The sequence below is a fragment of the Marinobacterium rhizophilum genome (assembly GCF_024397915.1).
GTDB classification, from domain to species: Bacteria; Pseudomonadota; Gammaproteobacteria; order Pseudomonadales; family Balneatricaceae; genus Marinobacterium_A; species Marinobacterium_A rhizophilum_A.
Window position 1 is genome coordinate 4,853,350 of the sequence record NZ_CP073347.1, and the last position, 22,653, is coordinate 4,876,002.

Annotated in this window: 15 protein-coding genes; 5 read left to right on the forward strand and 10 right to left on the reverse strand. The window is 58.3% G+C overall.

Annotation, left to right across the window (positions count from 1 at the left end; all coding sequences use genetic code 11):
* Positions 1 to 33: 33 nt before the first annotated feature.
* On the forward strand, positions 34 to 1,662 hold the full coding sequence (locus KDW95_RS21970; protein WP_255853900.1) for a BCCT family transporter: 1,629 nt from the start codon (positions 34 to 36) through the stop codon (positions 1,660 to 1,662).
* A 340-nt stretch (positions 1,663 to 2,002) separates the two neighbouring features.
* On the opposite strand, the gene KDW95_RS21975 is transcribed toward KDW95_RS21970, so the two are convergent.
* The 8 genes from KDW95_RS21975 to aldA all read right to left on the reverse strand — a co-directional run bounded on the left by KDW95_RS21975 (position 2,003) and on the right by aldA (position 13,199).
* Positions 2,003 to 4,132, reverse strand: a complete 2,130-nt coding sequence (locus KDW95_RS21975) for a dipeptide ABC transporter ATP-binding protein (RefSeq protein ID WP_255853901.1) — start codon at positions 4,130 to 4,132, stop codon at positions 2,003 to 2,005.
* A 44-nt stretch (positions 4,133 to 4,176) separates the two neighbouring features.
* On the reverse strand, positions 4,177 to 5,004 hold the full coding sequence (locus KDW95_RS21980; RefSeq protein WP_255853902.1) for an ABC transporter permease: 828 nt from the start codon (positions 5,002 to 5,004) through the stop codon (positions 4,177 to 4,179).
* A gap of 8 nt (positions 5,005 to 5,012) precedes the next feature.
* Positions 5,013 to 5,945: an ABC transporter permease gene (locus KDW95_RS21985; RefSeq protein WP_255853903.1), complete on the reverse strand. Its 933-nt coding sequence runs from the start codon at positions 5,943 to 5,945 to the stop codon at positions 5,013 to 5,015.
* 110 nt (positions 5,946 to 6,055) lie between these two features.
* Positions 6,056 to 7,174: an ABC transporter substrate-binding protein gene (locus KDW95_RS21990; protein ID WP_255853904.1), complete on the reverse strand. Its 1,119-nt coding sequence runs from the start codon at positions 7,172 to 7,174 to the stop codon at positions 6,056 to 6,058.
* A gap of 205 nt (positions 7,175 to 7,379) precedes the next feature.
* Positions 7,380 to 8,996: a GMC family oxidoreductase gene (locus tag KDW95_RS21995; protein ID WP_255853905.1), complete on the reverse strand. Its 1,617-nt coding sequence runs from the start codon at positions 8,994 to 8,996 to the stop codon at positions 7,380 to 7,382.
* 2 nt (positions 8,997 to 8,998) lie between these two features.
* The gene (locus KDW95_RS22000) at positions 8,999 to 10,237 is read right to left on the reverse strand and encodes a mandelate racemase/muconate lactonizing enzyme family protein (protein WP_255853906.1); all 1,239 of its coding nucleotides are present in this window, start codon (positions 10,235 to 10,237) and stop codon (positions 8,999 to 9,001) included.
* On the reverse strand, positions 10,234 to 11,523 hold the full coding sequence (locus KDW95_RS22005) for an MFS transporter (protein ID WP_255853907.1): 1,290 nt from the start codon (positions 11,521 to 11,523) through the stop codon (positions 10,234 to 10,236). Before KDW95_RS22005 ends, KDW95_RS22000 begins: the two co-directional genes overlap by 4 nt.
* A gap of 251 nt (positions 11,524 to 11,774) precedes the next feature.
* Positions 11,775 to 13,199, reverse strand: a complete 1,425-nt coding sequence (aldA, locus tag KDW95_RS22010) for an aldehyde dehydrogenase (RefSeq protein WP_255853909.1) — start codon at positions 13,197 to 13,199, stop codon at positions 11,775 to 11,777.
* A 386-nt stretch (positions 13,200 to 13,585) separates the two neighbouring features.
* Here aldA and KDW95_RS22015 point away from each other — a divergent pair, with 386 nt between their 5' ends.
* The gene (locus KDW95_RS22015; protein WP_255853910.1) at positions 13,586 to 14,350 is read left to right on the forward strand and encodes an IclR family transcriptional regulator; all 765 of its coding nucleotides are present in this window, start codon (positions 13,586 to 13,588) and stop codon (positions 14,348 to 14,350) included.
* A 291-nt stretch (positions 14,351 to 14,641) separates the two neighbouring features.
* Here the strand turns inward: KDW95_RS22015 and KDW95_RS22020 are convergent, their stop codons facing one another.
* Positions 14,642 to 15,196: a TetR/AcrR family transcriptional regulator gene (locus KDW95_RS22020; RefSeq protein WP_255853911.1), complete on the reverse strand. Its 555-nt coding sequence runs from the start codon at positions 15,194 to 15,196 to the stop codon at positions 14,642 to 14,644.
* 99 nt (positions 15,197 to 15,295) lie between these two features.
* Between KDW95_RS22020 and KDW95_RS22025 the strand changes: the two genes are divergently transcribed.
* Both KDW95_RS22025 and KDW95_RS22030 read left to right on the forward strand, forming a co-directional pair.
* On the forward strand, positions 15,296 to 16,462 hold the full coding sequence (locus tag KDW95_RS22025) for a TauD/TfdA family dioxygenase (protein ID WP_255853912.1): 1,167 nt from the start codon (positions 15,296 to 15,298) through the stop codon (positions 16,460 to 16,462).
* 11 nt (positions 16,463 to 16,473) lie between these two features.
* Entirely contained in the window at positions 16,474 to 17,202 is a 729-nt protein-coding gene (locus KDW95_RS22030) for a class II aldolase/adducin family protein (protein WP_255853913.1), read from the forward strand.
* A 604-nt stretch (positions 17,203 to 17,806) separates the two neighbouring features.
* Here KDW95_RS22030 and KDW95_RS22035 read toward each other — a convergent pair.
* A complete protein-coding gene (locus tag KDW95_RS22035; protein WP_255853914.1) occupies positions 17,807 to 20,320 on the reverse strand; it encodes a CoA transferase in 2,514 nt (837 codons plus the stop codon).
* A 698-nt stretch (positions 20,321 to 21,018) separates the two neighbouring features.
* On the opposite strand from KDW95_RS22035, the gene KDW95_RS22040 reads away from it, so the two are divergent.
* Complete coding sequence (locus KDW95_RS22040) at positions 21,019 to 22,635, forward strand: BCCT family transporter (RefSeq protein WP_255853915.1); 1,617 nt, start codon at positions 21,019 to 21,021, stop codon at positions 22,633 to 22,635.
* Positions 22,636 to 22,653: the final 18 nt, after the last annotated feature.

Below are 22,653 nucleotides of genomic sequence, written 5' to 3' on the forward strand. Positions count from 1 at the left end.
CGACTGATAATAAGTATAAGCAGGAGAGTGACGATGGATAGCTCGATACAAAACCGCAGCACAGGGATACTCGGGGATTACGACAAACCACTGTTCTGGTCCACTGCGGGCATCACTGTGCTGATCGTGGCCCTGGGTGTGATCAGCCCAGACACTCTGCAAGCCTGGGCCAGTAATGCCCAGGCTTATCTGAGTCACCAGTTTGGCTGGGCATATATAGCGGCCCTGACATCCTATGTCGGCATCGGTTTGTGGATTGGTTTCAGTCGCTATGGCGATCTGAAACTGGGCCAGAAGGAGGACACGCCGGAGTTCTCCACCTTCACCTGGGTCGCGATGCTATTTAGCTGTGGTATCGGGGTCGGCTTCCTGCTCTGGGGCGTGGCAGAGCCCCTGTACCACTACATGCAGACGCCCTATATGGCAGAGCCTGCCACGCAGGAAGCGATTGCGGTTGCGCTGCAGATTACCTCGTTGCACTGGGGGCTGCACAGCTGGATGGGGTATTGCATCGTGGGGCTGTGCATCGCCTTCCCGGCGTTTCGCTACGGCAAACCGATGAATATCGGTATCGCCCTGTACGGCCTGCTGGGGGAGCGCACCCAGAGCAGCATCTGGGCACGTCTGCTGGACCTGGTCGGGGCAGTAGCCACCATCGGCGGTATCGCCACCGTGCTGGGGTTGGGTGTGATCTCCATCGACTATGGCGTTGGCCATATCTTCGGCATAGAGACCGGCAATAGCGGCAAGATTATCATTATCGCGCTACTGACCCTGGCCTATAGCCTGTCGGCACTCTCGGGGCTGAAGCGCGGTGTCGCCTTCCTGAGTACGCTGAATGTCGTCGTCGTGATTGCCTTTGGCATCTTTATACTGGTGACTGGGGATACCAATACCCTGATGCGGTATTTTGTCTCCGGTATCGGCAATTACCTGGGCAACCTGCTGCCCATGGCCTTCTGGGCCGACCCGCTGCAGCAGAGCGACTGGATCAACTGGTGGACAATCTTCTACTGGCTGATCGTGATTTCCTGGTCCCCCTTTGTCGGTGGCTTTGTGGCGCGCATCTCCCGCGGTCGCACGCTGCGCGAGTTCATCATGTTTGCCGTCCTGACCCCGGCCCTCTGCTCCATGCTGTGGTTCTCGGTCATGGGCGGCTCCGCCATCGCCATCGAAACGGCGGGCGACATCAGGATCTTCGACGCCGTGCAAGCCAACATCGGTTCGGGCATCTATGTACTGCTGGAGAGTTTCCCCATGAGTGATGTTCTCAGTCTGGTGGTGTTCTGCAGCATGATCATCTTCCTGATCACCTCCGCTGATTCAGCGTGTTTCTTCGTCGCGATGCAGATGTCCAAAGGCGCCTATGAACCCAGTTTTGGCATGAAAGCCACCTGGGGGCTCTGTACCGGTCTGCTGGCGATAGTGCTGCTGCTTAGCGGCGGACTTAAAGCCGTGCAGGCGGCCTCCATCGTCGCCGGCAGCCCGTTCGCCATCGGGATCGGCTTTATGGTCTGGTCGCTGCTGCGCTCGCTGAAGCTCGAGTACGCCAAAGACCTCCTGGAGAAGGCGGGGCAGGAAGTGCTTCAGGAGATAAAACGCGATGACAATGCGAAAGACTGCTCGTCGGTGAGCGGGCTGGCCTATAGAGCAGCCGACTAGGAATTTGATGGACAAATAGACATCCTGCCTATTTGTCCATTAAGTAGACGAAGTACGCTTCCTTAACTTCTGCTCATGCAAAGCAAGGATTTCCGTTTGGCGGTCACGGTGTTATGCCGTATACACTTGGGCGTGTGTTTGCTGCACACCAGATGCCTCTTATAGTAAAACATGTGCGCAGATGCACGGACATGCCGGATTTGTTCGCAAGAAGGGGGCTCATATATTTGCCGCCGGGATTAGCAAGGGGGCAGCCTGCACTGGATCGATTTTAAGAAACAATGCCAGTGCTGGCGTAACTATCAGTTGTCAACAATGCCCCCGGCTTTCGGAGCGCTTTCTATGCTGTTGCGTTTTCTCGCCGGGGGTGGGCCGCAACTGACGGCGGCTGACTGCCCGTCTGGTGCAAGGCAAATACCGGCTCCACTTCCTGCAGCTCCGCCAGGGGTATATGGCAGGCGATCTTGTGCCCCCCCGGGATGGACGTCAGTTCCGGTTTTTGCTCGTCGCAGATGCTGCCGATCTTGCGCGGACAGCGGCTGCTGAACGGGCATCCTGCAGGGGGATTCATTGCGCTTGGGATCTCACCCTGAAGAATAACCCGCTTTTTTTCCACCGAGGTATCGGCCACCGGAATCGCCGAGATCAAGGCTTCGGTGTAGGGGTGGTATGGCGGAGAAAACACCTGTTCGGTGCTACCCTGTTCGACGATATTGCCCAGATAAATCACCACCACGCGGTCCGCCAGGTATCGCACCAGACTCAGGTCATGACTGATGAATATGACGGACGTCTGCTGCTGTTGCTGAATGCTCATCAGCAGGCGAGTAACCGCGGCGCCGACAGACACGTCCAGTGCGGATACCGGCTCATCGGCCACCACCACACTAGGGTTGCCGGCAAAGGCGCGGGCAATTCCGATACGCTGCTTCTGGCCGCCTGAGAGCTGGCGTGGCTTGCGATGCGCGAATTCGGCCGGCAGCTTCACCAGGTCCAGCAGCTCCAGGACTCGCGCCTGAACCGCCGCTTTGCCCTGGACCGTGCCAAACTTCTTGATCACCCGGGCCAGCTGGGTGCCAATTGACAAACTGGGGTTGAGGGTATCGAACGGGTTCTGGAAGACCATTTGCATGGCCGCGGTCTGATCGGGACGCCGTTCGGTAACGTGCTTGTCGGCGATATCCTCGCCGTTGAGCCGCACCTCGCCGCTGGAAGCGGTCTCCAGCCCCATCAGCACCTTGGCGAAGGTCGACTTGCCGCAGCCGGACTCGCCGACGATGGCCACGGTTTCACCGGCATGGGCGTTGAATGAAATTTTTTCGTTGGCCTTGACTACCTTGACGCTTTTGCCTTTCAGCAGTGCCATCAGTGAGTCATCGTTTACCTCGTAGTGCTTCTGCATGTCTTTGACCTGCAGAAGCTCGGCACCCTGCTCAGAGATGCTGTTGGCGGTCGGCGGTACCGTCGTCAGCGGTGCCCTGAGGTCGACCTCTTCGCTGCGAATGCAGCGTACCTGGTGATCGGGCTGGTGGGGCAACGGGCTGATCTGTATTTCGGTCTGATCGCAGCGCCCAGCCTGGAAGTGATCGCAGCGGGGGCCGTAGAAGCAGCCTGGCGGACGCTGGTGGGGTAGCGGCAGTTGGCCTCGAATTGGCTTCAGTGGCCGACTGTGCTTGTCGGTGGTCGGCAGGGGGATGCAGTCAAACAGCCCTTTGGTATAGGGGTGTTTCATTTCGTCGAAGACGTTGCCGACCTCGCCCACTTCGACAACCTGTCCCGAATACATCACGTTGACCCGGGAGCAGGTCTCCAGGATCAACCCCAGATTGTGGGAGATGTAGATCATGGAGGTATTGAATTTGGTGGCGATCTCGTCGATCAGCTCCACGATGCCGGCCTCTACCGTCACATCCAGGGCGGTGGTTGGCTCATCCAGTATCAGCAGGGCAGGTTTTGACAGCAATGCCATGGCGATCACCACACGCTGCTGCTGGCCGCCGGATATCTGGTGCGGGTAGGCCTGCATCACTCGGGCGGGATCGGGCAGGTGCACCTTCTCCAGCATTTCCAGGACCTGGGCCCGGGCTTCCTTTCGGCCGATCTTCTGGTGGCAATGCAGCACTTCCGTCAGTTGCTCGCCGATCAGCAGGGTGGGATTGAGCGATGCCATCGGCTCCTGGTAGATCATGGCAATCTCGTTGCCCCGGACCTGCTGCAGTTCCCTGGCTGAAAGCCTTGTGAGGTCGCGGCCTTTGAACTTGATTGAACCACCGACGATGCGGGCGTTGCCATTGAGGTACTGCATGATCGCCATCGCCACTGTGGACTTGCCACAACCCGACTCGCCCACAAGGCCAATACTCTCGCCCTGGTTCAGGCTCAGATTGAAGTCCACCACCGCGGGGATTTCACCGGCGCGGCTGAAGTAGGAGATACTCAGGTCGGATATTTCCAGAATTGGATCTGTCATGATGCTCTCCAGGTTAGTCTTTGAGTGATACTTCGCGCAGTCCGTCAGAGAGCAGATTCAACCCCAGTACCAGCGATGAGATAGCGATACAGGGAAAGATCGCCATGTGGGGAAACACGGGGAACAGCTTGCGTGCATCGCTGATCATGCCGCCGAGGGGGCAGGCCCATGCCGAGAAAGCCCAGCACGCCGATGGTAATGATGACGTAGCCCATGCGCAGGCAGGCATCCACAATCAGCGGGCCGCGAGCATTGGGGAGTATTTCGACCAGCATGATCCAGAGCGCACTTTCGCCCCGGGTCTGTGCCGCGGCGACGTACTCGCGGTTACGCAGATCCATGGTCAGGCCACGTACGATGCGGAAGATGCCGGGGGCGCTGGCAAAGGTGACCGCCAGAATGATGTTGATGCCCGAGGAACCAATAGTGGCGATAATCAGGATATAGAGCACCAGCACCGGAAACGACAGGATGACGTTGGCGACAAAGGAGAGCGCTATGTCCACCTTGCCCTGATAGTAGCCGCCCGCCAGCCCCATAATGATACCCACCAGGTAGGCTGCGAATGTTGCCAGCGGCGCATAAATCAGCACGGTCTGGGTACCGTAGATAATGCGCGACAGAATATCGCGGCCGAGCAGGTCGGTGCCGAGCCAGAACATGCCCCCTTGAGGGTTTTCGGTCAGCGGCTTTTGCATCGGCATCAGGTTACTGAGGGGATCGAAGGGCGCCAGCAGGTCGGCAAACAGTGCGACCAGCACCCACAACAGGCAGATAGCTGCGCCCAGCATCGCCGTTCTGCTTTCGCGCAACAGGCCAAGGGTCGTGAAAAACGACTGCAGCGGGGATAAATGACTCGGTGGCTTGTTCATATCGGACCTCAGCTGAAACGGATACGTGGATTGAGGTAGCTGTAGCCAATATCGGCGATCAGCTGAGTCAGTACCGCGACGCAGACCGCAACCATGGTGCAGGCTTCGATCAGGTAGACATCGCTAGCCAGCGAGGCTTCCAGCAGCAGGGCGCCAAAGCCCTTGTAGGCGAAAGCGTATTCGACCACGATCACACCGGACAGCAGCCAGTTGATTTGCAGCATGATGATGGTGAAGGGCGCGATCAGCGCATTGCGCAGCGCGTGTTTCATTATAATGCGATGGTAGGGCAAGCCTTTGAGCACGGCGGTGCGTATATAGTGGGCCGACATCACCTCGGCCATGGAGGCGCGCGTCATCCGGGCTACATAACCGAAACCGTAACCCACCAGAACCATCACCGGGAGCACCAGCTGCACCGGATCAAAGCCGTTAAGCATGCTGCTGGTGCCCGGCAGCCATTGCAGGGAAAAGACGAAGACGGCCGACAGAAAGACCGCGCTGGCAAACTCGGGTATCGAGGTGGTGATGATGCAGATCAGAGATATCAGCCGATCAGCCAGGGAGCCTTCCTTCATGCCGGAGAGAATGCCCATCAGTATCGCCAAAGGCACCATGATACCGAAAGTTGCACCGGCCAGAATCAGGGTGTTGCCGAGCCGATCCCAGAGGATGTCCGACACCGGTACCCGAAAGCGGATCGACTCGCCGAAATCACCGCTGATAAAGTTGCCAGCCCAGGTGAAATAGCGCTCCATGACCGGTGCATAGTAGCCGTTTGCTTCCAGCCATAACTGGCGCTGTTCTTCAGAAGAGTAGGGACCAAGGACTTTGATGGCCACGGAGTCAATATTCAGTTCCAGCGCCAAAAACAGAATAATTGAGACCACAAGCATGGTCAGCAGCATCAGTGCGATGCGCTTTGCTATCAGTACAATCATGGATAGGGCTCCCGGTTACATGCGGTGAACTGCCACCGAAACTTCGAGCGGCAGCGCTTGGGCAACGGGACAGCTGGCCACTTTGGCAGCTGTCCAGGTCAGGGAGCTGACTAGGCGATCCAGACGCTGTTGAAATGGTGTTCGAAGGAAGGGTGCATCTGCAAGCCGCGAACCCGCTTGTTGAGCGCGCTGAAGTTGGAGCGCCAGAACGGCTGCAGCATAATCGCATCGTCTTGCAGCATCGTCTGCAATTGCCGCATCAGCCCGCGGCGTTTTTCCACATCCAGGGTAGCGCTGGCTTTGTCCAGCAGCTTGTCGAACTCTGGATTGGCGTAGCCGGTTTCGTTCCAGGGGGCGCCACTGCGGTAGGCCAGGTTGAGTATCTGGGTATCCAGCGGACGATGGTTCCAGCCGGTATGGCCGAAGGGCGTCGTTTGCCACACATCCCAGTAGGTACTGCCAGGCATAATATTGACCTTGAGGCGAATGTTGGCCTCGCGCAGGGTATCGGCGATGGCGAGACAAACGTTGGACTCCCAGGAGGGGTTGGCCGGTACATCAATCTGGATATCCAGGCCATCCGGATAACCCGCCTTCTCAAGCAGTTGTTTGGCCTTCGCGACATCACGCTGTTGTTTCGGCAGTTCGGCGTAGGCGGGGTGGATCGGGCAGACATGGTGGTTTTCGGCGATGGTGCCGCGCCCCTGATACCCAACCTTCAGCACTGTCTCAGTATCCATTGCCAGTGTGATTGCGCGGCGTACCCGGATATCGTCATAAGGCTTCTTGGTAATATGCATGCGTGCCACACCGGCGCTGGCGGTGACCACCTCGAGGATATCCAGGTGGGGCAGGGTCTGCATCACTGCCACCTGGTCCGGCGGCGTAACGTGGGTGTAGTCAATCTGCCCGGAGGCAAACGCGGCCAGCTCTGCCGAGATATCGTCGCCAAGATCGACATAGGTAATTTGATCAAGGAGAGCATCGCCTCCCCAGTACTCGCCCGCCGCCCGACGCTTTAACACTTCGACGACGCCCACTTCATATTTCTCAAGGGTAAAGGCGCCAGTACCGATCGGACTCTTGATCCAGTCGCCCTGAAAGCTTCGGTGTACCATAAGAGCGGGATAATCGGCGAGGCTTTCCGGCAGGCTGATATCAGGCTGATTGAGGTGCAGGCGAACGGTGAAGTCGTCGACTCCCTCTGTTTCCCCGCAAGAATTCAGCACGCCCACGTCCATGCGCCCATTCTTTCAGGCTGAAGAGCTATGGGGTGACCGCACATGCGCATCCATGCGTGTGCGGCATCCTGTACATAATGGACAAACGGGTCGGGAGCCTTTATTTCCGCCACCTGAATAAGGGTCTAGTTGCATGCCAACTGGATCGACAAGGTGAGTCAATAGTCACGTCTCAGTTGCGGATATACGTGCTTCAGCCGTGATTGTCCTGCAACACCAGTTCGGCACCTTTCTCCGCCACCATCATGGTCGGCGCATTGAGGTTGCCGGAGGTAATGTTGGGGAAAATCGAGGCATCGATTACGCGCAGTCCGTCAACGCCGTGCACGCGCAGGCGACTGTCTACCACCGCGGTTTCGGCGTCCGGACCCATGGCACAGGAGCCGCACAGGTGGTAGATGGAGCCGCCTTTTTCGCGGAAGTACTGCAGCATGCTGGCTTCGTCGTGAACGCTGTCTGCGGGCAGTACCTCCTCCTCGGTGATCGCCTGCAGTGCCGGTGCACCCATGATCTTGCGGATCAGCCTGTTGCCCTGAATCACTTCGCGAACGTCTTTCTCGGTGGTAAGGCAGTTCGGCTGGATCAGGGCCGCATCCTGCGGATTGCCGGAGGCAATTTCAATCTGGCCCTTGCTGCTCGGGCGGCATGAGTTGAAGGCTACCAGGAAACCGGAGTAGGGCTCGGGCACTAACTTGGCGTTCGGGTCATTCGGGATCTGGTACGACATCGGGTTGAAGTACAGCTGGATGTTCGGCAACGGCTCGTTGTCGTCTCCCCTGAAGAAGCCGCCGGCCTGATTGACGCTCATGCTCAAAGGCCCGGTTCGGTTGATCAGGTACTGGATGCCCGCTTTTGCCTGCCCCCAGTACGACAGGAACTCGTCGTTGAGGGTTTTCATGTTGGCGCGGTAATAGTAGCTGACGCAAAGATGATCCTGCAGGTTCTGGCCCACGGCGGGCAGGTGCCTGCGCACGGGAATCTGATGCGCGTCCAGCAGGGCCCTGTCGCCGATGCCGGAAAGCTGCAGCAGCTTGGGCGAGTCCACCGCACCTGCCGCCAGGATAATTTCCCGCCGGGCACTGATGGTTTCCACCGTGTCGCCGCTGCGCACCTCTACGGCGATCGCACGGTTGTTGTCGTCCAGCAGCACCTTCTGCGCCATGCTGACCCGCCTGATATGCAGGTTCGCACGCTTGAGTGCAGGCTTCAGGTAGGCTGTGTTGCTGGAGTCGCGCTGGCCGTCGCGAATATTGGCTTCGTAGATGCCGGCGCCTTCGAACGATTCGCCATTGAAGTCGTCGTTCAGCTCGTAGCCCAGCTGCTGTGCACCTTTGAGGTAATGCTGGCAGATCGGGTGGGCGCCGTCCTTCATCGGCGTGATGCCGATCAGCCCCTGGCTGGAATGGTGCTCCGTATCGCCGGCGGGGTGTTGCTCCAGCTTTTTGAAGTACGGTAATACCTCCTGATACGACCATCCCGGGTTGCCTGCCGCCGCCCAGTCATCGAAATCCGCCGCCTGGCCGCGAACATAGATCATGGCGTTGATCGAGCCGGAGCCGCCCTGCACCTTGCCGCGCGGGGCGTAAAGCTTGCGCCCGGCCATGCCTTCCTCTTCCTCGCTGTAATACATGTAGTTGTATTGCGGGTTGTAGTAGGTCTTGGCGAAGCCGACCGGGAGCTTGATCCAGGGGGAGCTGTCCTTGCCGCCCGCCTCAAGGAGCAGCACGCTGTAATGCCCCGATTCGCTGAGACGGTGGGCCAGGATACAGCCGGCAGAGCCGGCACCTACGATAATGAAATCGTATTCCATACTTAGCGCTCCGGCTGTGCCTTCCATTCGGTGGAGGACTGCTTTTTGTAGTCGTAGGGCCTGGGGTCCATGCTCAGGTGCAGTGCCTTGCCGGTATAGGGCGAGTGCGCTTTCACCACATCCATGTTCAGCTCGATACCCAGTCCGGGCTTGGTGGATGGAATGATGTAGCCATCCTTCCATTCGATTTTCTGTTGCAGCACATCACCATGGAAACCGTCCCAGGTGCCGATGCTTTCCTGGATCAGGAAGTTCGGCGTGGCGGTGGCCAGCTGGATGCTGGCGGCCGCGCCGACCGGGCCGTTGTAAAGGTGCGGCGCGATCTGGGCATAGTACGCCTCGGCAATACCGGCAATTTTCTTGGCTTCCAGGATGCCGCCGACGCGGCCCAGGTTCATCTGCAGGATGGCGGCGGCGCCGTTTTTCAGCACATCATGGAACTCGTACTTGGTAGTCAGGCGCTCGCCCGTGGCTACCGGGATGCTGGTGCTCTGTGCCACGCGAGACATGGCTTCACTCTGGCCCGGCGGCACCGGCTCCTCGAACCACATGGGATCAAACGGCTCCAGGCGTTTGGCCAGGCGAATGGCCGAGGCCGGTGTCATCTGGCCGTGGGTGCCGAACAGCAGGTCACAGCTGTTGCCCACCGCTTCGCGAATGCGCCGGCAGAAGGTTGCACTCTTGTCCATGGCTTCCAGTGACAGCATATGGCCAGAGTAGGCGCTGTAGGGGCCGGCCGGGTCGAATTTCAGCGCCGTAAAGCCGCGCTCGCGGTTTTCCAGCGCGCACTCAACGGCCAGTTCGACATTGTCGTAGTTGTAGTCGCCGTTCCTGTCTTTGGGATACAGGTAGGTGTAGCAGCGCAGCTTGTCGTGCACCTTGCCGCCGATCAGCTCATACACGGGTTTGCCGGCGGCTTTGCCGATAATATCCCAGCAGGCCATTTCAAGGCCGCTGACGATACCCATCATGGTGAGATCCGGACGCTGGGTAAAACCGCTGGAGTAAGCCTCGCGGAAAAAGCGCTCGACATGGTGCGGATCCTGCCCCTGCAGGCAGCGTTCGAATACGTCATCGATGGCGGGGACCATGACCTTGGGGTGAAAGGTGGCCGCGTATACCTCACCGATGCCTTCGATGCCGCAGTCGGTTTTAAGACTGACGAAGATCCAGTACATGCCGCCTACGTGCGGCGGTGGGGTCGCGACGACATGAGTTTCGCAAGATATAACTTTCATCATGATGCCCTTTTCTTAGCGGTCATTGTTTTGAGTTTCAGGGTGGCCAGGGTGCCGATCATGCCCATCACTGCGATGTAGCCGAAATACAGGTTGTAGACGGTAATGCCTTCATAGCGGGCGGCAATATAAGCGTTGATCTGCGGCAAAAAGATATCCGGGGTGTAGGCGATCAGGGAGATCACGCCGATGGCCAGACCCGTGACCTGCATGGGGAGGTTGCAACCATCCAGAATCGCCCAGTAGAGACCGCGGATGGCATAGGTCAGAACACCAATAAGCAGTACGATCGCCAGCAGCAGGTAGACACTGCTCAGTTGCGGGAACAGGATCAGGAATACCAGTCCCAGCGTTGCGCCCAGCAGGGCAATGGCCAGAATATTTTCCTTGCCGTAGCGGTCACCGAGGATGCCGGCGCCAATACCGCCGATCGGGCGCATCCAGAGCTTGGCGACGGTAATAAAGCCTGCGGTAACGGCGGTAACTTGATAGCTCTCCTGCATAAAGGCGGAAAAGGAATAGGTCGCCCAGAACAGCTGGTAACCGCAGAAGATAATGAGGGCAACCATCCAGAGTTCGGGGATGGACATCAGAAATTTGAGGTCGCGAACCAGGTTGCCGCTGCCCTTGCTGCCGGAGTCCGCTTCGACGGCTTTGCCATCACGGAAGAACAGGAATGTCAGAACCCCGATGCCGATACAGGTAAAGGAGTACATGTAAATCACCTGTTTCAGTGCCAGCGTATTGCTTAGCCCATTCGATTCAACGGCATAGGCGAAAATGCTGATGGCAATGGTCGCGAGTACCGCTTCCACCAGGCCGCGACCGCCGTCGAGGATGCCGAAAAAGCGACCCTGTTCGTTTTTCTGGGCCAGCATTTTCACGCCCTTGAGCATCGACGCCCAGAACGTCAGGCCGGCGGCGATGCCCCAGGCCATGAAGATGTACACCAGAACGTCCTTGGACGGTATGGAGGCGAACCAGAGTCCCAGGGCGCCGGTTGCCACCATGGAGAAAGTCACCAGCAAGCGTGGCGAGAGTCGATCTGCCAGCCATCCGCTTGGCACGTAGCAGACAAAGTACATCACTCCCAGCATGGAGTAGTAATTCCCCAGGTCGCCGGTGGTAATCTGGAAGGCTTCGAGTATGGAGGTTTCGAAGTTTTGCCGCAGGTACAGCAGCGGGTAGATTGCGCCGGCCGCCAGCAGCAGCAGGCCGAACTGGAAATAGCGCTTGAAGTCGGTTTTCTGCTCGGCAGAAACGGGAACCTGGACGATAGTATCGGTCATTTAGTTATTATTCCTGTGACACATTGTTTTTTGTTGTTGGCACCACGCCGGTGCCGGAACGACCGCTCAGGGGTCATCCCGACAGACTTATGGCAATAAACTGTCGGTCTCGCGAATAACTCTGGGAGGCTTTACACCGGGAGGCCGCCGTGTCCAGCTCTGCTGGCAAGAACACTGGCGGCTGCTTTGTCTTGGTAAAGAACCGCCCCGGCAGGAATGCCGGGCTGCTAAAAGCCGGGCTGTCCTTCGGGTTAGTAGTTGAGTACCACCAGGCGTGTCTGGGTGAACTCCAGCATGCCGTGCTTGCCATCGTCGCCACCCAGGCCTGAACGCTTCCAGCCGGCATGGTAGCCCTGGTAGGGATCGGACGGGGTGCGGTTGATATAGATCTCGCCGGCTTCGATGTTGTTGGCAACCTTCATTGCCGTGCGGTAGTTCTCGGTGTAGATCACGGAGGCCAGTCCGAACTGGTGATCGTTGGCCAGCGCGAGGGCTTCATCAGCATCGCTGTACTTGAGTACCGGCAACACTGGGCCAAAGATCTCTTCCTGCACGATCTCCATATCCTGGCGGCAGTGGGTCAGCAGTGTTGGTGGGTAGAAGTGCCCCGGGCCTTCGGGGATATAGCCACCGACTTCCAGCTTGGCGCCGTCGTCGATTGCGCGCTCCACCATCTGGTGGATATTCAGACGTGCATTTTCATTGATCAGCGGCCCCATAAAACTTGGGTTCAGGGCGCGGTCACCGAACTGGCGCTCGGCCAGGTTGGCGCGCAGCAGCTCAACAAACGGCTCGTACACCGCCTCATGCACATAGACGCGTTCAATTGCAGTGCAGAGCTGGCCACAGTTGGTTGTCTTGGACGCAACGATTTCACGGGCAGCCTTTTCCAGGTCGGCATCGGCTTCGACAATGGCGGGGGATTTTCCGCCCAGTTCCAGTGACGACTTGGCGATATTGACCTGGGAGTATTCCAGCACCTTGCGGCCGGCGCCCACACTGCCGGTGAGGGTGATCATACCGACTTTCGGGTGGGTGCAAACGGTCTCTGCCGTGGCGTGATCCATGGTCAGGATGTTCACTACGCCGGCCGGCATGCCGGAATCCTGTATGGCTTTGGCAATTTCAAAGGCAGAGCAGGGCGTGTTGTTGCTCGGACGTACCACCACGGCGTTACCGGTGATCAGGGCCGGCGCGATCTTGCGCAGCAGCGTGTAAACCGGGTAGTTGAACGGAATCAGGCAGGCTACGACACCGATCGGCTCGCGCTGCAGCAGCAGGCTTTCGCAGGGGGTGTCGCTGGGAATGATCTCGCCTTCGATACGGCGTGCCCATTCGGCGTGGTAGCGGGTGATATCCGCGGCGTACACCGCTTCATTGGTGGCGTCTTCCAGGCTTTTTCCCGACTCATCGGCCAGGGCGCGGCCAATGGCGTCCTTGCGTGCCACCAGGGCATCAGCCAGCTTGTGCATGTAACCGGCACGTTCGATGCTAGTCAGCTGGCGCCAGCCTTTCTGGGCAGCAGCGGCAATGGCAACGGCGTCGATGGCCTCGTCAGCGGTGGCGGCCTGAACCTGCCCGACAACAGTGTTATCTACCGGGTTATAGACCGAAATCATCGCGCCTTTGGTGGAGCTTGCAAACTGGTTGTTAACGAAGTTCTTGTCGATACGCATGACAGCTTCCTTGGTGTTGTTGAGCGCATCCTAGGGTCTGCCCATAAATCTGTCAAATTAATTCCACAGGAAAAATATTAATTCCGTATATGGAAATTAGTATCGGGTTTCCATTTAATCCCTTATGTTCCAAGGTCTTGCTGGCTGTTTTGTCTGGAAGGCGATTGAAGCGTTTGAACAGGGCCTTCAGTTTCAGGTAGTGTTCACGCAGGCTTGAATGATGTGGACGCACAGTATCGATGGCGCTGGCAGCCACGCCGCTAGTGCATGAAAAACTTTCAGCGACGCGCGCATGCCAGGCTGTCGAATGGTATTCGGCGAGTGACAGGCAGCAATAGCGGCCACATCTGGCCGTTTTATTCTATATATGAAAACCAGGGGTGGAGATGGTACCGATTAAAGAAAAATCCAAGGCACCGGCGGTCGACAGCAGTGTGCTGATTTTGGACCTGCTGGCATCTTCCGCCTACCCCCTGGCGTTGTCCGAAATCTGCGAGCAGACCGGTATTGCTGCCGCCAGCGGGCATCGCATTATCAATGCACTGCTGGATCACCAGCTGGTGGCGCTGGACCCGAGCCGCAAGAAATCCTACTGCATCGGCTCGCGCATATTTCAGATCGCCTCCACCATATACAACAAGCAAAGCATCATTCCGTTTTTCTATCCCATTGCCGAGATTCTGAAAAACGAGATTCACAAGTCGATCTTTCTGTGTGTACCGGTGGGTAACAAGGTGGTGGTGGTTTCCAAGGTCGAATCTTCGCTGAGCAATGCATTTAATATTCATATCGGCCAGACCATGCCGTTGCACCAGGCGGCGGCCGGCAAGGCGATTCTGTCCATGCGTTCGGATGACTTTCAGCGCAGTTATTTCAAGGGAGAGGAGAGAACCAACCCGGCCATCGCGCAAGGTTTGGAGCAGGTCGGTGATGACCTGTCCCGCGCCAAGCGATTAGGCTACGCGGTGACTCACGGCGAGATCGACAGCCAGGTCAGTTGCATAGCAGCCCCCATTCTGAACCTGAGAAACGAGCCTGTCGCGGCGATTAGCGCGGCCATTAATGGCGAGCTTCTGAATGCGCAGGATGCGCGAACCTACTCGAAGAACCTGGTCCAGGCGGCGCGCCAGTTGTCGTCCCGTATCGTCTGATCTCTTCGGGCCTACCTGGCTGTGTGAGCGATGGTTCGGCGACGCAGGCTGAGCGCCATCCTGCAGCGCGGCGGAAACTGAGAGGGCAGAGGCGGGCATATGCTTGCCTGCGGTGTCTGGCGGAGGTTGGCCCAGCCCAGCCCAGCCCAGCCCAGCCGAGGCTGGCGATGCTGTGCTCGCTTATCGGCCCGGTTTCGTTCGGGCTGTAACCCGCTTCGGCCCGTTCTCGCTGCAATGGAGCTCAAGCCGCGTGCATATTGATTGTGCTTGTCGGCAGGAGCCATTGAGCGGCTATGCCAGCAAGCCAATCTGGGAAAGGTAGGTTTTCAGCACTTTGCGTTGGCGTGCTTCCGGCCAGTCCGATGCATCCACCAGTGCGCGAATAATCAGGCCGTTTACATGGGCCGTAATCCCCTCGCACACATCATCCAGGTCGTTCGGAATCGCAATGGCAAGGCGCTCACAATGAAGAATCAGTTCCTGTTTCACCTTGCTGTGCCAGCGGTGATGAAACTCTATCTGCTGATCCGCGACCCGCGGCTCGGCCAGAGACCGGCTCCAGAATGCCAGCCAGACTGACATTGCCGTGCGGCTGTCATCGTTTACCGGCAATGCCTGCACGATGATCTCGTAAAAGCTGCAATTGCCGGACGCGGAGACAAGCTCCATATGGGTGAACATCATGTCGTATGCCAGCTCAAGCGCCGCAGTCAGTACGGCATCCTTGTCACTGAAATAATGTGTCACCGCGCCGGTAGTGACGCCCGCCAGGCGTGCAATATCGGTGAGTTTGGTCGCTTCCAGGCCTTTTTCTGCAATCACGGCGACTGCTGCCTGGGCGATCATTTTTCGTCTTTTTTCATGGTCAACAATTTTTGGCATTGACGGATTATAACAGATGTTATTATATAATCACCGTTATGTAATAAAGCTGGAGCCTGCCTCATGTCTGCCATTGTATTGCTGGAAAACGGTTTGGAGTTGCCGCTCCAGGGGAGTGCCTCGTATTTCAACTACTTCTGGCTGCGGGACAACTGCGCGACGTCCTGGGATGGTGAAACCCAGGAGCGTACCTTCGATATTCTCGCTGAGCCCGATAATCTGCATCCTGAAAGTGCCCGGTTAAACGGTGCCTACCTGGAAATAGTCTGGTGTGATGGCCATCATAGCCGCTACGAACTGCAGTGGCTGGAGCGCTGGTGCCGCAGTAGCCATCAGGACGATCTGGCCGTTCGCTCTCGCAGGCCCTGGTATAGCGACCACTATTCGAATATGGCACGTTTTACCTACGCACAAGTGATGTCTAACCCCGCGGATGTTGCGGATTGGGCACAAGCGATGCTGGACGACGGTGTTGCACTTGTACAGGGCATGCCGGATTCTGATGAAGCGCTGCAATCTCTCTGTGAGCTTTTCGGCGTGGTGCGCCCTTCGTTCTCCGGTTACGCTTTTGATGTCTTTTCCAAGGCAAGCCCTGAAAACCTGGCGTACACCAGCAAGGCGCTTGAATTGCATACCGACCTGCCACCGGAAGAGCTTGCACCGGGTATTCAGTTCCTGCACTGCCGTATCAATGATGCACAGGGGGGCGACAGCTTGTTTGTCGATGCCACCGCAGTGGCGAACGTGCTAAAAGAACAGTATCCGGCGTACTTCAAGCTCCTCACTGAATACGAAGTACCTTTTCGCTATACAACCAACCATCAGGACGTCCGTGCCCGGCAGCGCATTATTGAGCTGGATCCCGGTAATGGCGAGGTCAGCGGCATCAACTTCAGCCAGCACCTGGCGGACGTGTTTGATTTTCCTCAGCGTGAGATGGATTTGTTTTACCCCGCGTTTCGCAAGTTTGGCCAGATGCTGCAGGATCCGGCTTACCGGATGACCTTCCGTCTCAACGCCGGGGAGTGCATCGTGTTCGACAACCACCGTATCGCTCACGGGCGCGAGGCCTTTATCGATGGCAGCGGCGCCAGGTATCTGCGGGGGTGTTACGTTGACCGTGGCGAGCTGCGCAGCACCTACCGGGTTCTGCGTGCCAGGTATCCGAAAACCGCTGCGTATGTGCCTTTCAACCAGCCGGACGAACCGGTGCTGGCAAGAATTAGCTGAGAGGGCGATCAATGTCACCGGAATCAGAATTGCGAATCGACCTGGCTGCGGCCTTTCGGCTTATACATGAGCTGGATATGCACGAGTCGGTTGCCAATCATTTGAGCGCGGCGGTGTCCGCCGACGGCAAGCAGTTTCTTATGAATCGTCGCTGGATGCATTTTGCCAACGTCACTGCGAGCAACTTGCAGTTGCTCGACAGCGAAGACAGCAGCATCATGCACAGTGATGAAGCTCCTGATGCCTCTGCCTGGAGCATTCATGGCAACGTGCACAAGGCGTTGCCGCAAGCGCGCGTTATCCTGCATGTGCATTCAACCCATGCCACGGCGCTTTCGACACTGAAAGATCCACGAATCTTGCCGCTGGACAACAATACCGCGCGCTTCTACCAGCGTATCGCCTATGACACTCATTTCGGTGGTATTGCCACCAGCGACGAGGAGGGCAGGCGCATCAAGGATACCTTTGGAGACAAGCAGGCACTCATGATGGGTAATCACGGAATCACCGTGGTAGGCAAGACGGTTGCCGAAGCTTTCGAGGATCTTTACTACCTTGAAAAAGCCTGCAGAACCATGATCCTGGCGTACTCAACCGGGCAGGCACTCAATGTGATGCCCCATGAATTGGCGCTGGAAACGGCGGCGAGCTGGGATGAGTTCCGTGGTGCATCCTATGCGCATTTCGAGCAGCTTAAAGGGATGCTGGACAAAAAGGACCTCTCGTATCGGGATTGATATCGCAATTCCGGGTTCGAGAGCTGTTCTGTCCCCAGTTCAGATACGCAGGTCATTGTGTCTTGCCCGGGGCTGTTGTTCCGCTAGTCACCTGGTTGGCAATCAGCTTCCCTCCCTAATTTCCTATTATCTACAGGATGTACGGAATGCCGCACACGCATGGATGCGTATGTGCGGTCACGCCAACTCATCGGCCTGTAACCAACGATGAAGCCTCCCTGTTTGATGTATTGACCCGCCGGATTAATACCTTTCCCGCACGGCATGTGCCCCGCTAGGGCTGACCCTGTAGCTCTTGCTGGTCAGTATCCCTTGTGTCGGCGCAATTTCGCACTCGGTGTATCAGTCGATGCCTTTTGTCGGGGCAGCAGCCCTGCGTCCCGTCTCTCCCGGGCATTTGACTCCCTGGCATGGGTCTCGCTGCCAGCATGGTCGCAGGTGAACGGTTGCCAGGGCGCGGATTGAGGCAGCCCTGCATCAGCAACTGGCCGGACTCGACCTTGATCAGCCGCGGGTGTTGCAGGGATGCGGTGTTGGGGGAGGAGGATCGATACAAGCAGGCCCGGGATTTTACCCCCGGGCCTGTGGTGAGCAACTGCCGTGTTTAGCTTGGCAGGTATTCCCGGGCCCAGCCGAGACTGGCGATGTTGCGCTCGAGCATCGACTCGATTTCGCCTGCGCTGTAGCCGGCATCGCTCAGCACTTCGCGGGTGGAGTGGCCCCAGCGTTCCGGCAGGCTCACGGCCCTGATGCTGGCTTCGCTGGGGCGGATGGCCAGGTGGTCGATCTGGGTCAGGCAGTGGCCGCTGGGGTGGTTGCGGTGGATCGAGAAGGCAAAGCTGCCCCGGTCGATGCCCACGGTGCCATCACCGTCGCGACTGTACTGCTCGCGCAGCGATTCAATGGACTGCGGTACGGCGGCGGCGATGTCCGCTGCCTGCAGCACGTCCGCCCAGTAGGCCGCCGGTGCGGTTTGCAGACGGGTTTGCAGGAACTCGCCAACATTCGCCGCGGCACTGATGCCCGCCAGGCCTTCGATTTGCTCCAGCTGTGCCAGCTCGGACTCGCGGGCGTCAATGTAAACCCAGCCATCAGCCGCCTGGTAGAAGTGCGACAGGGCGTTGTGCCCCAGTACTTCACGGCCGGACGGCTCGTTGAAGGGGGCACGGCCTGCGTAATCGAAGGCGAAGGTCAGCTGCGCCAGGTTGGTGATGGCCGACAGCGAGGTGCGCGAGCGGCTTGGCTGGCCGGTTCTGAGCTTGTGGTAGATCGATACCGCCATGCCAAGACCCGCGGCGAAGCCGCAGTTCACGTCCAGGGTACCCAAGTGAGCATGCTCTTCCGGCGTATCCGGGCCGCCGAATCGGCTCATGATGCCGCTGTGGGCCTGGATGATGTCGTCGTAACCGATGTAGTTGCTCTTGGGGCCGGGCAGGGGGCCACCCAGGCAGTCCAGACGACAGAAGAGCACACCCGGGTTGACCGCCTGCAGACTGTCGTTGTCCAGCCCCAGGGCCTTGAGCTGGCGCTCGGGGGCGTTGATCACCACCATGTCGACCGAGCGTACCAGGCGGTTGAACACCTCGCGGCCTTGCTCGCTCATGATGTCGACCAGTGCGCTTTGCTTGCCCATGCCGGTCTGGAAGGTAAACAGGGTGCCGATCAGCGGGTCGTACAAAGGCTTGACCGGATCCAGCTTGATCACCTCGGCGCCGAAACGGGCGAGGAAGGCGGTAGAGTGGGGGCCGGCGATGACGTTGGTCAGGTCGAGCACGCGCATGCCGTCGAGCCAGCCCGTATTGCTGGCAGGCGCAATGGCCGCGCCAACCGGGCGTGTCAGAACTTCCTGTGCGGCCACTTCACGCAGCTCGGCCAGGGCCTGCTCAAAGCTCACCTGCTTGCGCGGGCGCGGCGTGACCATCTGCGCGGCGCTCTCTTCCAGCCAGGCGAAGGGGCCGGGCTGTTTCATCAGGCCGTACTCGGGGTCCATGACCTCGACGATCAGGCCGGCGGCATTGGTGTGTTCGTGGTTGACCCATTCCCGGGTCGTGCGGTGCGGTGCGCCGGGGATCTGGCCTTCGCCGAAGATTTTTCCCCATTCCTCGGAGGTCTTGGTCAGGAAGGCCGCTTTCATCTTGGCTGAGATATGGTCGGCCCATTTTTTGGGCAGCGGGTAGACGCCGATAGAGGTCTCGCCATCCCATTCGCTGATCGGCGCGTGCAGGTCCTGCACTTCGGGCAGGCCTTCGGCGACCAGTTCTTCATAGATACCCAGCACGCTCAGGGCGCGCTTGGCGTGGTTGCGGTGCGATGGGCAGACGCAATAGAACATGCGGCCATCGGCGCAGCGGTACGTGCGGTAGAACGGATCGAGGTACTCCTGCAGGTCGTCGTAACTCAGATCCATTGCGATGTTGTTGGCCTTGCGGTACTCGATTTCCAGCTCGCGCATGGTTTTGTAGCGCTCGGGCAGGCCTTCGATCACGTAGGAATTGTACGACAGGCCTTCCATCAGGGCAGACACGACGGGCACTTCGATGGCATCGCCACGGCCGGATTTTTCCCGCGCCTGCAGGGCCAGAACGACGGAGGCGGCCGCCAGGGTAGTGGCGTAGGCGGAACCCAGCGGCAGTGGCGAGAAGCTCGGGTTCAGGCCCAGCAGCACGCGGTTAAAGCCCATGTCGGTAAAGGCTCCGGCGGTGGCGGCTACCACGGTTTCGCTGGCCTTCCACTCGCGCCGCAGGCTGTCGTTGCTGGCAAAGCCCGGTACCGACAGGGTGATCAGTTCCGGGCGCGCCGCGCGCAGCTGGGCAAAATCAACCCCCAGGCGCTGCATCACGCCGGGACGAAAGCTTTCGATAACGATGTCAGCCTGTGCAATCAGCGCCAGTGCCTGGGCGAGGCCGGTGCCGGTTTTCAGGTCCAGTCGCAGGCAGCTCTTGTTGCGGTTCAGCACGGCATTGGCCGGGTGGTCCCACTGTGGGCCGCCGGGAGGGTCTATATGCACCACCGTTGCGCCCAGGTCAGCCAGCGTCATGGCAACAGCGGGGCCGGCAATCTGCTGGCCGAAATCAACGACACGAACACCCGCCAGCGGCAGTTGATTGTTATTGTGCATGTTCATTCATCCTTAGCGAAATAACTGCCAGGCGTTTGATCGGGCTGGCATGAGGGTTTTATTGGGAAATTTTCTTTTTTGGCCGTTTATCTGCGCGTTTAAAAGCTGCAGAGGCGCCGGGTTTATCTGACTTTGCTTTTTAATGCATGGCTAACGGGGTGGATATTAGAAATTTGTAGTGGCGTTAGCCAGAAATAAAATATGGGCCTCAGGGCCTGTTTTTTTTATGTCACCCAGGGTTGTTCCTGGGCACCGCCCAGTGCGTCGACGTCCAGTCGCCAGAAAGCGCTGGTTACCCCCGCACTGCCTGGGGTGTGGGCGGTTTCGCTGTGCCAGGCATAAATTTTATGGGGTCTAAGGGTGCTATTTAATTGCTTTTAAAAAACGACTCAAATCCTAACAATAGCCCTCGTGTCGGTGATGGCGGTTTGCTCTCTGTTCATGCATTTAATTAATGAAAATGACTTTCAGTCGTCAGTGATATTAACTGATTCGGTTTTAGTGCTGATCGGTATGTTCCGTGAGCGGGTCGTCATATCAATTTAACCGGGTTCGAATTTTTGTTCGGACTAAATAATAAAGAAGACCTTCACCATGAATAATAAGTACAACAGTGATTCAATCCCTGTGCGCAAGTCGGTGCGGCGATGTTCCCGCAGCGTTCTGGCGACCTCTGACCGGCGTCGGAGGGATGAGCCATGAGCACCCTGCATACAGATTCCCCGCAAGGCGCAGGGCGCGAGAGTGGTCATCCGGTGATGGTGGTGGGCGCCGCCGTGCTGGTGCTGGCGTTTGTGCTCTTTACGGTCATGAATGCGGACTACGCGGCCGGGCTGTTCAACGCAGCCAAGAGCTATATCGCAACGGATCTGGCCTGGTACTACATCGGGTTGATCAGTTTCTGCCTGTTTCTGGCGGTCTGGCTGATATTTAGCCGTTACGGTGATATCCGCCTGGGCAAGGACAGTGATCGGCCGGAGTTCAGCAATTTCTCCTGGTTTTCGATGCTGTTTGGTGCCGGTATCGGTATCGGTATTCTGTTCTGGAGCATTGCCGAGCCGATATACCACCTGCAGGGCACGCCTTTTATCAGCGAGGCGCAGCAGGGCACCGTTGCCGCTGCCCAGGTCGCCATGCGCGTGGCGATATTCCACTGGGGCCTGCACGGCTGGGGCCTGTTCGCGGTGACAGGGCTGGCACTGGCGTACTTTGCCTACCGCAAGGGCCTGCCGCTGTCGATTCGCTCATGCCTATACCCTGTTTTCGGTGAAAAAATTTACGGGCCTATCGGTCATGCAGCAGACCTTCTGGCCGTGTTCGGCACTGTCTTTGGCATCGCGACGTCCCTGGGGCTCGGGGCTCAGCAGATGAACGCGGGCCTGGCCCATTTGCTGGGCATCGAGGTCTCGACCACCAACCAGGTGATTCTGATTGCGGTGATTTCGGTGATCGCCACGGCTTCGGTCCTGTCCGGGATCAACAAGGGCATTCGCATACTCAGCGAGTGGAACATGCACCTGACGGTACTGATTCTGGGCTGCTTTGTCGTTTTCGGTCCCACCGCCTATCTGCTTGGCGCCTTCGTGACCAACCTGGGTGACTACCTGGTGCATGCGGTTGAGCTGGGTTTCTGGGTTGACCCCGATCCCAAGGGCCAGTGGCAGGGCTGGTGGACCATTTTCTACTGGGGCTGGTGGATTGCCTGGGCACCCTTTTGCGGCATTTTCATTGCCCGCATCTCCAGGGGGCGGACCCTGCGCGAGTTCGTACTGGGGGTGCTGATCGCACCGACCGTGCTGGCGGCCTTCTGGATTACGGTGTTTGGCAATACCGCCATGTTTATCGAACTCTTCGCTGAGGGCGGCCTGGTGGCGGCGGTGAACGAGGATGTAACCGGTTCACTGTTCAAAACCATTGAGCTGATGCACCTGGACGGCCTGGTGACACTGCTGATGACGATCATCTGCGTAGTGATGCTGGTGACCTACTTTGTCACCTCGGCCGACTCGGCCACCCTGGTGATCTGTACCCTGGTGTGCATGGGCCGGGATAACCCGCCGGCGCGTTACCGGGTGTTCTGGGGCCTGGCCATAGGCGCGGTGGCGGCTGTTCTGCTGTTCGCCGGTGGGCTCCAGGCGCTGCAAACCGCCTCCATCGTTGCCGCCTTGCCCTTCTCGGTGGTGCTGATACTGGCCATCTACGGTTTGCTCAAGTCGCTGCGCGAGGAAAAGGCGGCGGCGTCACTGGCCCGCCACAGCGCCCTGCGCAGCAACACGCAAGCGCACGGCGGCGAGCCGTCAATCGTTAACCCCTGACCTTGATGCAACTGCAAA

Bases quoted from the DNA above. Each gene is read 5' to 3' on its own strand.
- KDW95_RS21970 (WP_255853900.1), top strand. From the start codon at position 34: ATGGATAGCTCGATACAAAACCGCAGCACAGGGATACTCGGGGATTAC.
- KDW95_RS21975 (WP_255853901.1), bottom strand. From the start codon at position 4,132: ATGACAGATCCAATTCTGGAAATATCCGACCTGAGTATCTCCTACTTC.
- KDW95_RS21980 (WP_255853902.1), bottom strand. From the start codon at position 5,004: ATGAACAAGCCACCGAGTCATTTATCCCCGCTGCAGTCGTTTTTCACG.
- KDW95_RS21985 (WP_255853903.1), bottom strand. From the start codon at position 5,945: ATGATTGTACTGATAGCAAAGCGCATCGCACTGATGCTGCTGACCATG.
- KDW95_RS21995 (WP_255853905.1), bottom strand. From the start codon at position 8,996: ATGGAATACGATTTCATTATCGTAGGTGCCGGCTCTGCCGGCTGTATC.
- KDW95_RS22000 (WP_255853906.1), bottom strand. From the start codon at position 10,237: ATGATGAAAGTTATATCTTGCGAAACTCATGTCGTCGCGACCCCACCG.
- KDW95_RS22005 (WP_255853907.1), bottom strand. From the start codon at position 11,523: ATGACCGATACTATCGTCCAGGTTCCCGTTTCTGCCGAGCAGAAAACC.
- aldA (WP_255853909.1), bottom strand. From the start codon at position 13,199: ATGCGTATCGACAAGAACTTCGTTAACAACCAGTTTGCAAGCTCCACC.
- KDW95_RS22015 (WP_255853910.1), top strand. From the start codon at position 13,586: ATGGTACCGATTAAAGAAAAATCCAAGGCACCGGCGGTCGACAGCAGT.
- KDW95_RS22020 (WP_255853911.1), bottom strand. From the start codon at position 15,196: ATGATCGCCCAGGCAGCAGTCGCCGTGATTGCAGAAAAAGGCCTGGAA.
- KDW95_RS22025 (WP_255853912.1), top strand. From the start codon at position 15,296: ATGTCTGCCATTGTATTGCTGGAAAACGGTTTGGAGTTGCCGCTCCAG.
- KDW95_RS22030 (WP_255853913.1), top strand. From the start codon at position 16,474: ATGTCACCGGAATCAGAATTGCGAATCGACCTGGCTGCGGCCTTTCGG.
- KDW95_RS22035 (WP_255853914.1), bottom strand. From the start codon at position 20,320: ATGCACAATAACAATCAACTGCCGCTGGCGGGTGTTCGTGTCGTTGAT.
- KDW95_RS22040 (WP_255853915.1), top strand. From the start codon at position 21,019: ATGAGCACCCTGCATACAGATTCCCCGCAAGGCGCAGGGCGCGAGAGT.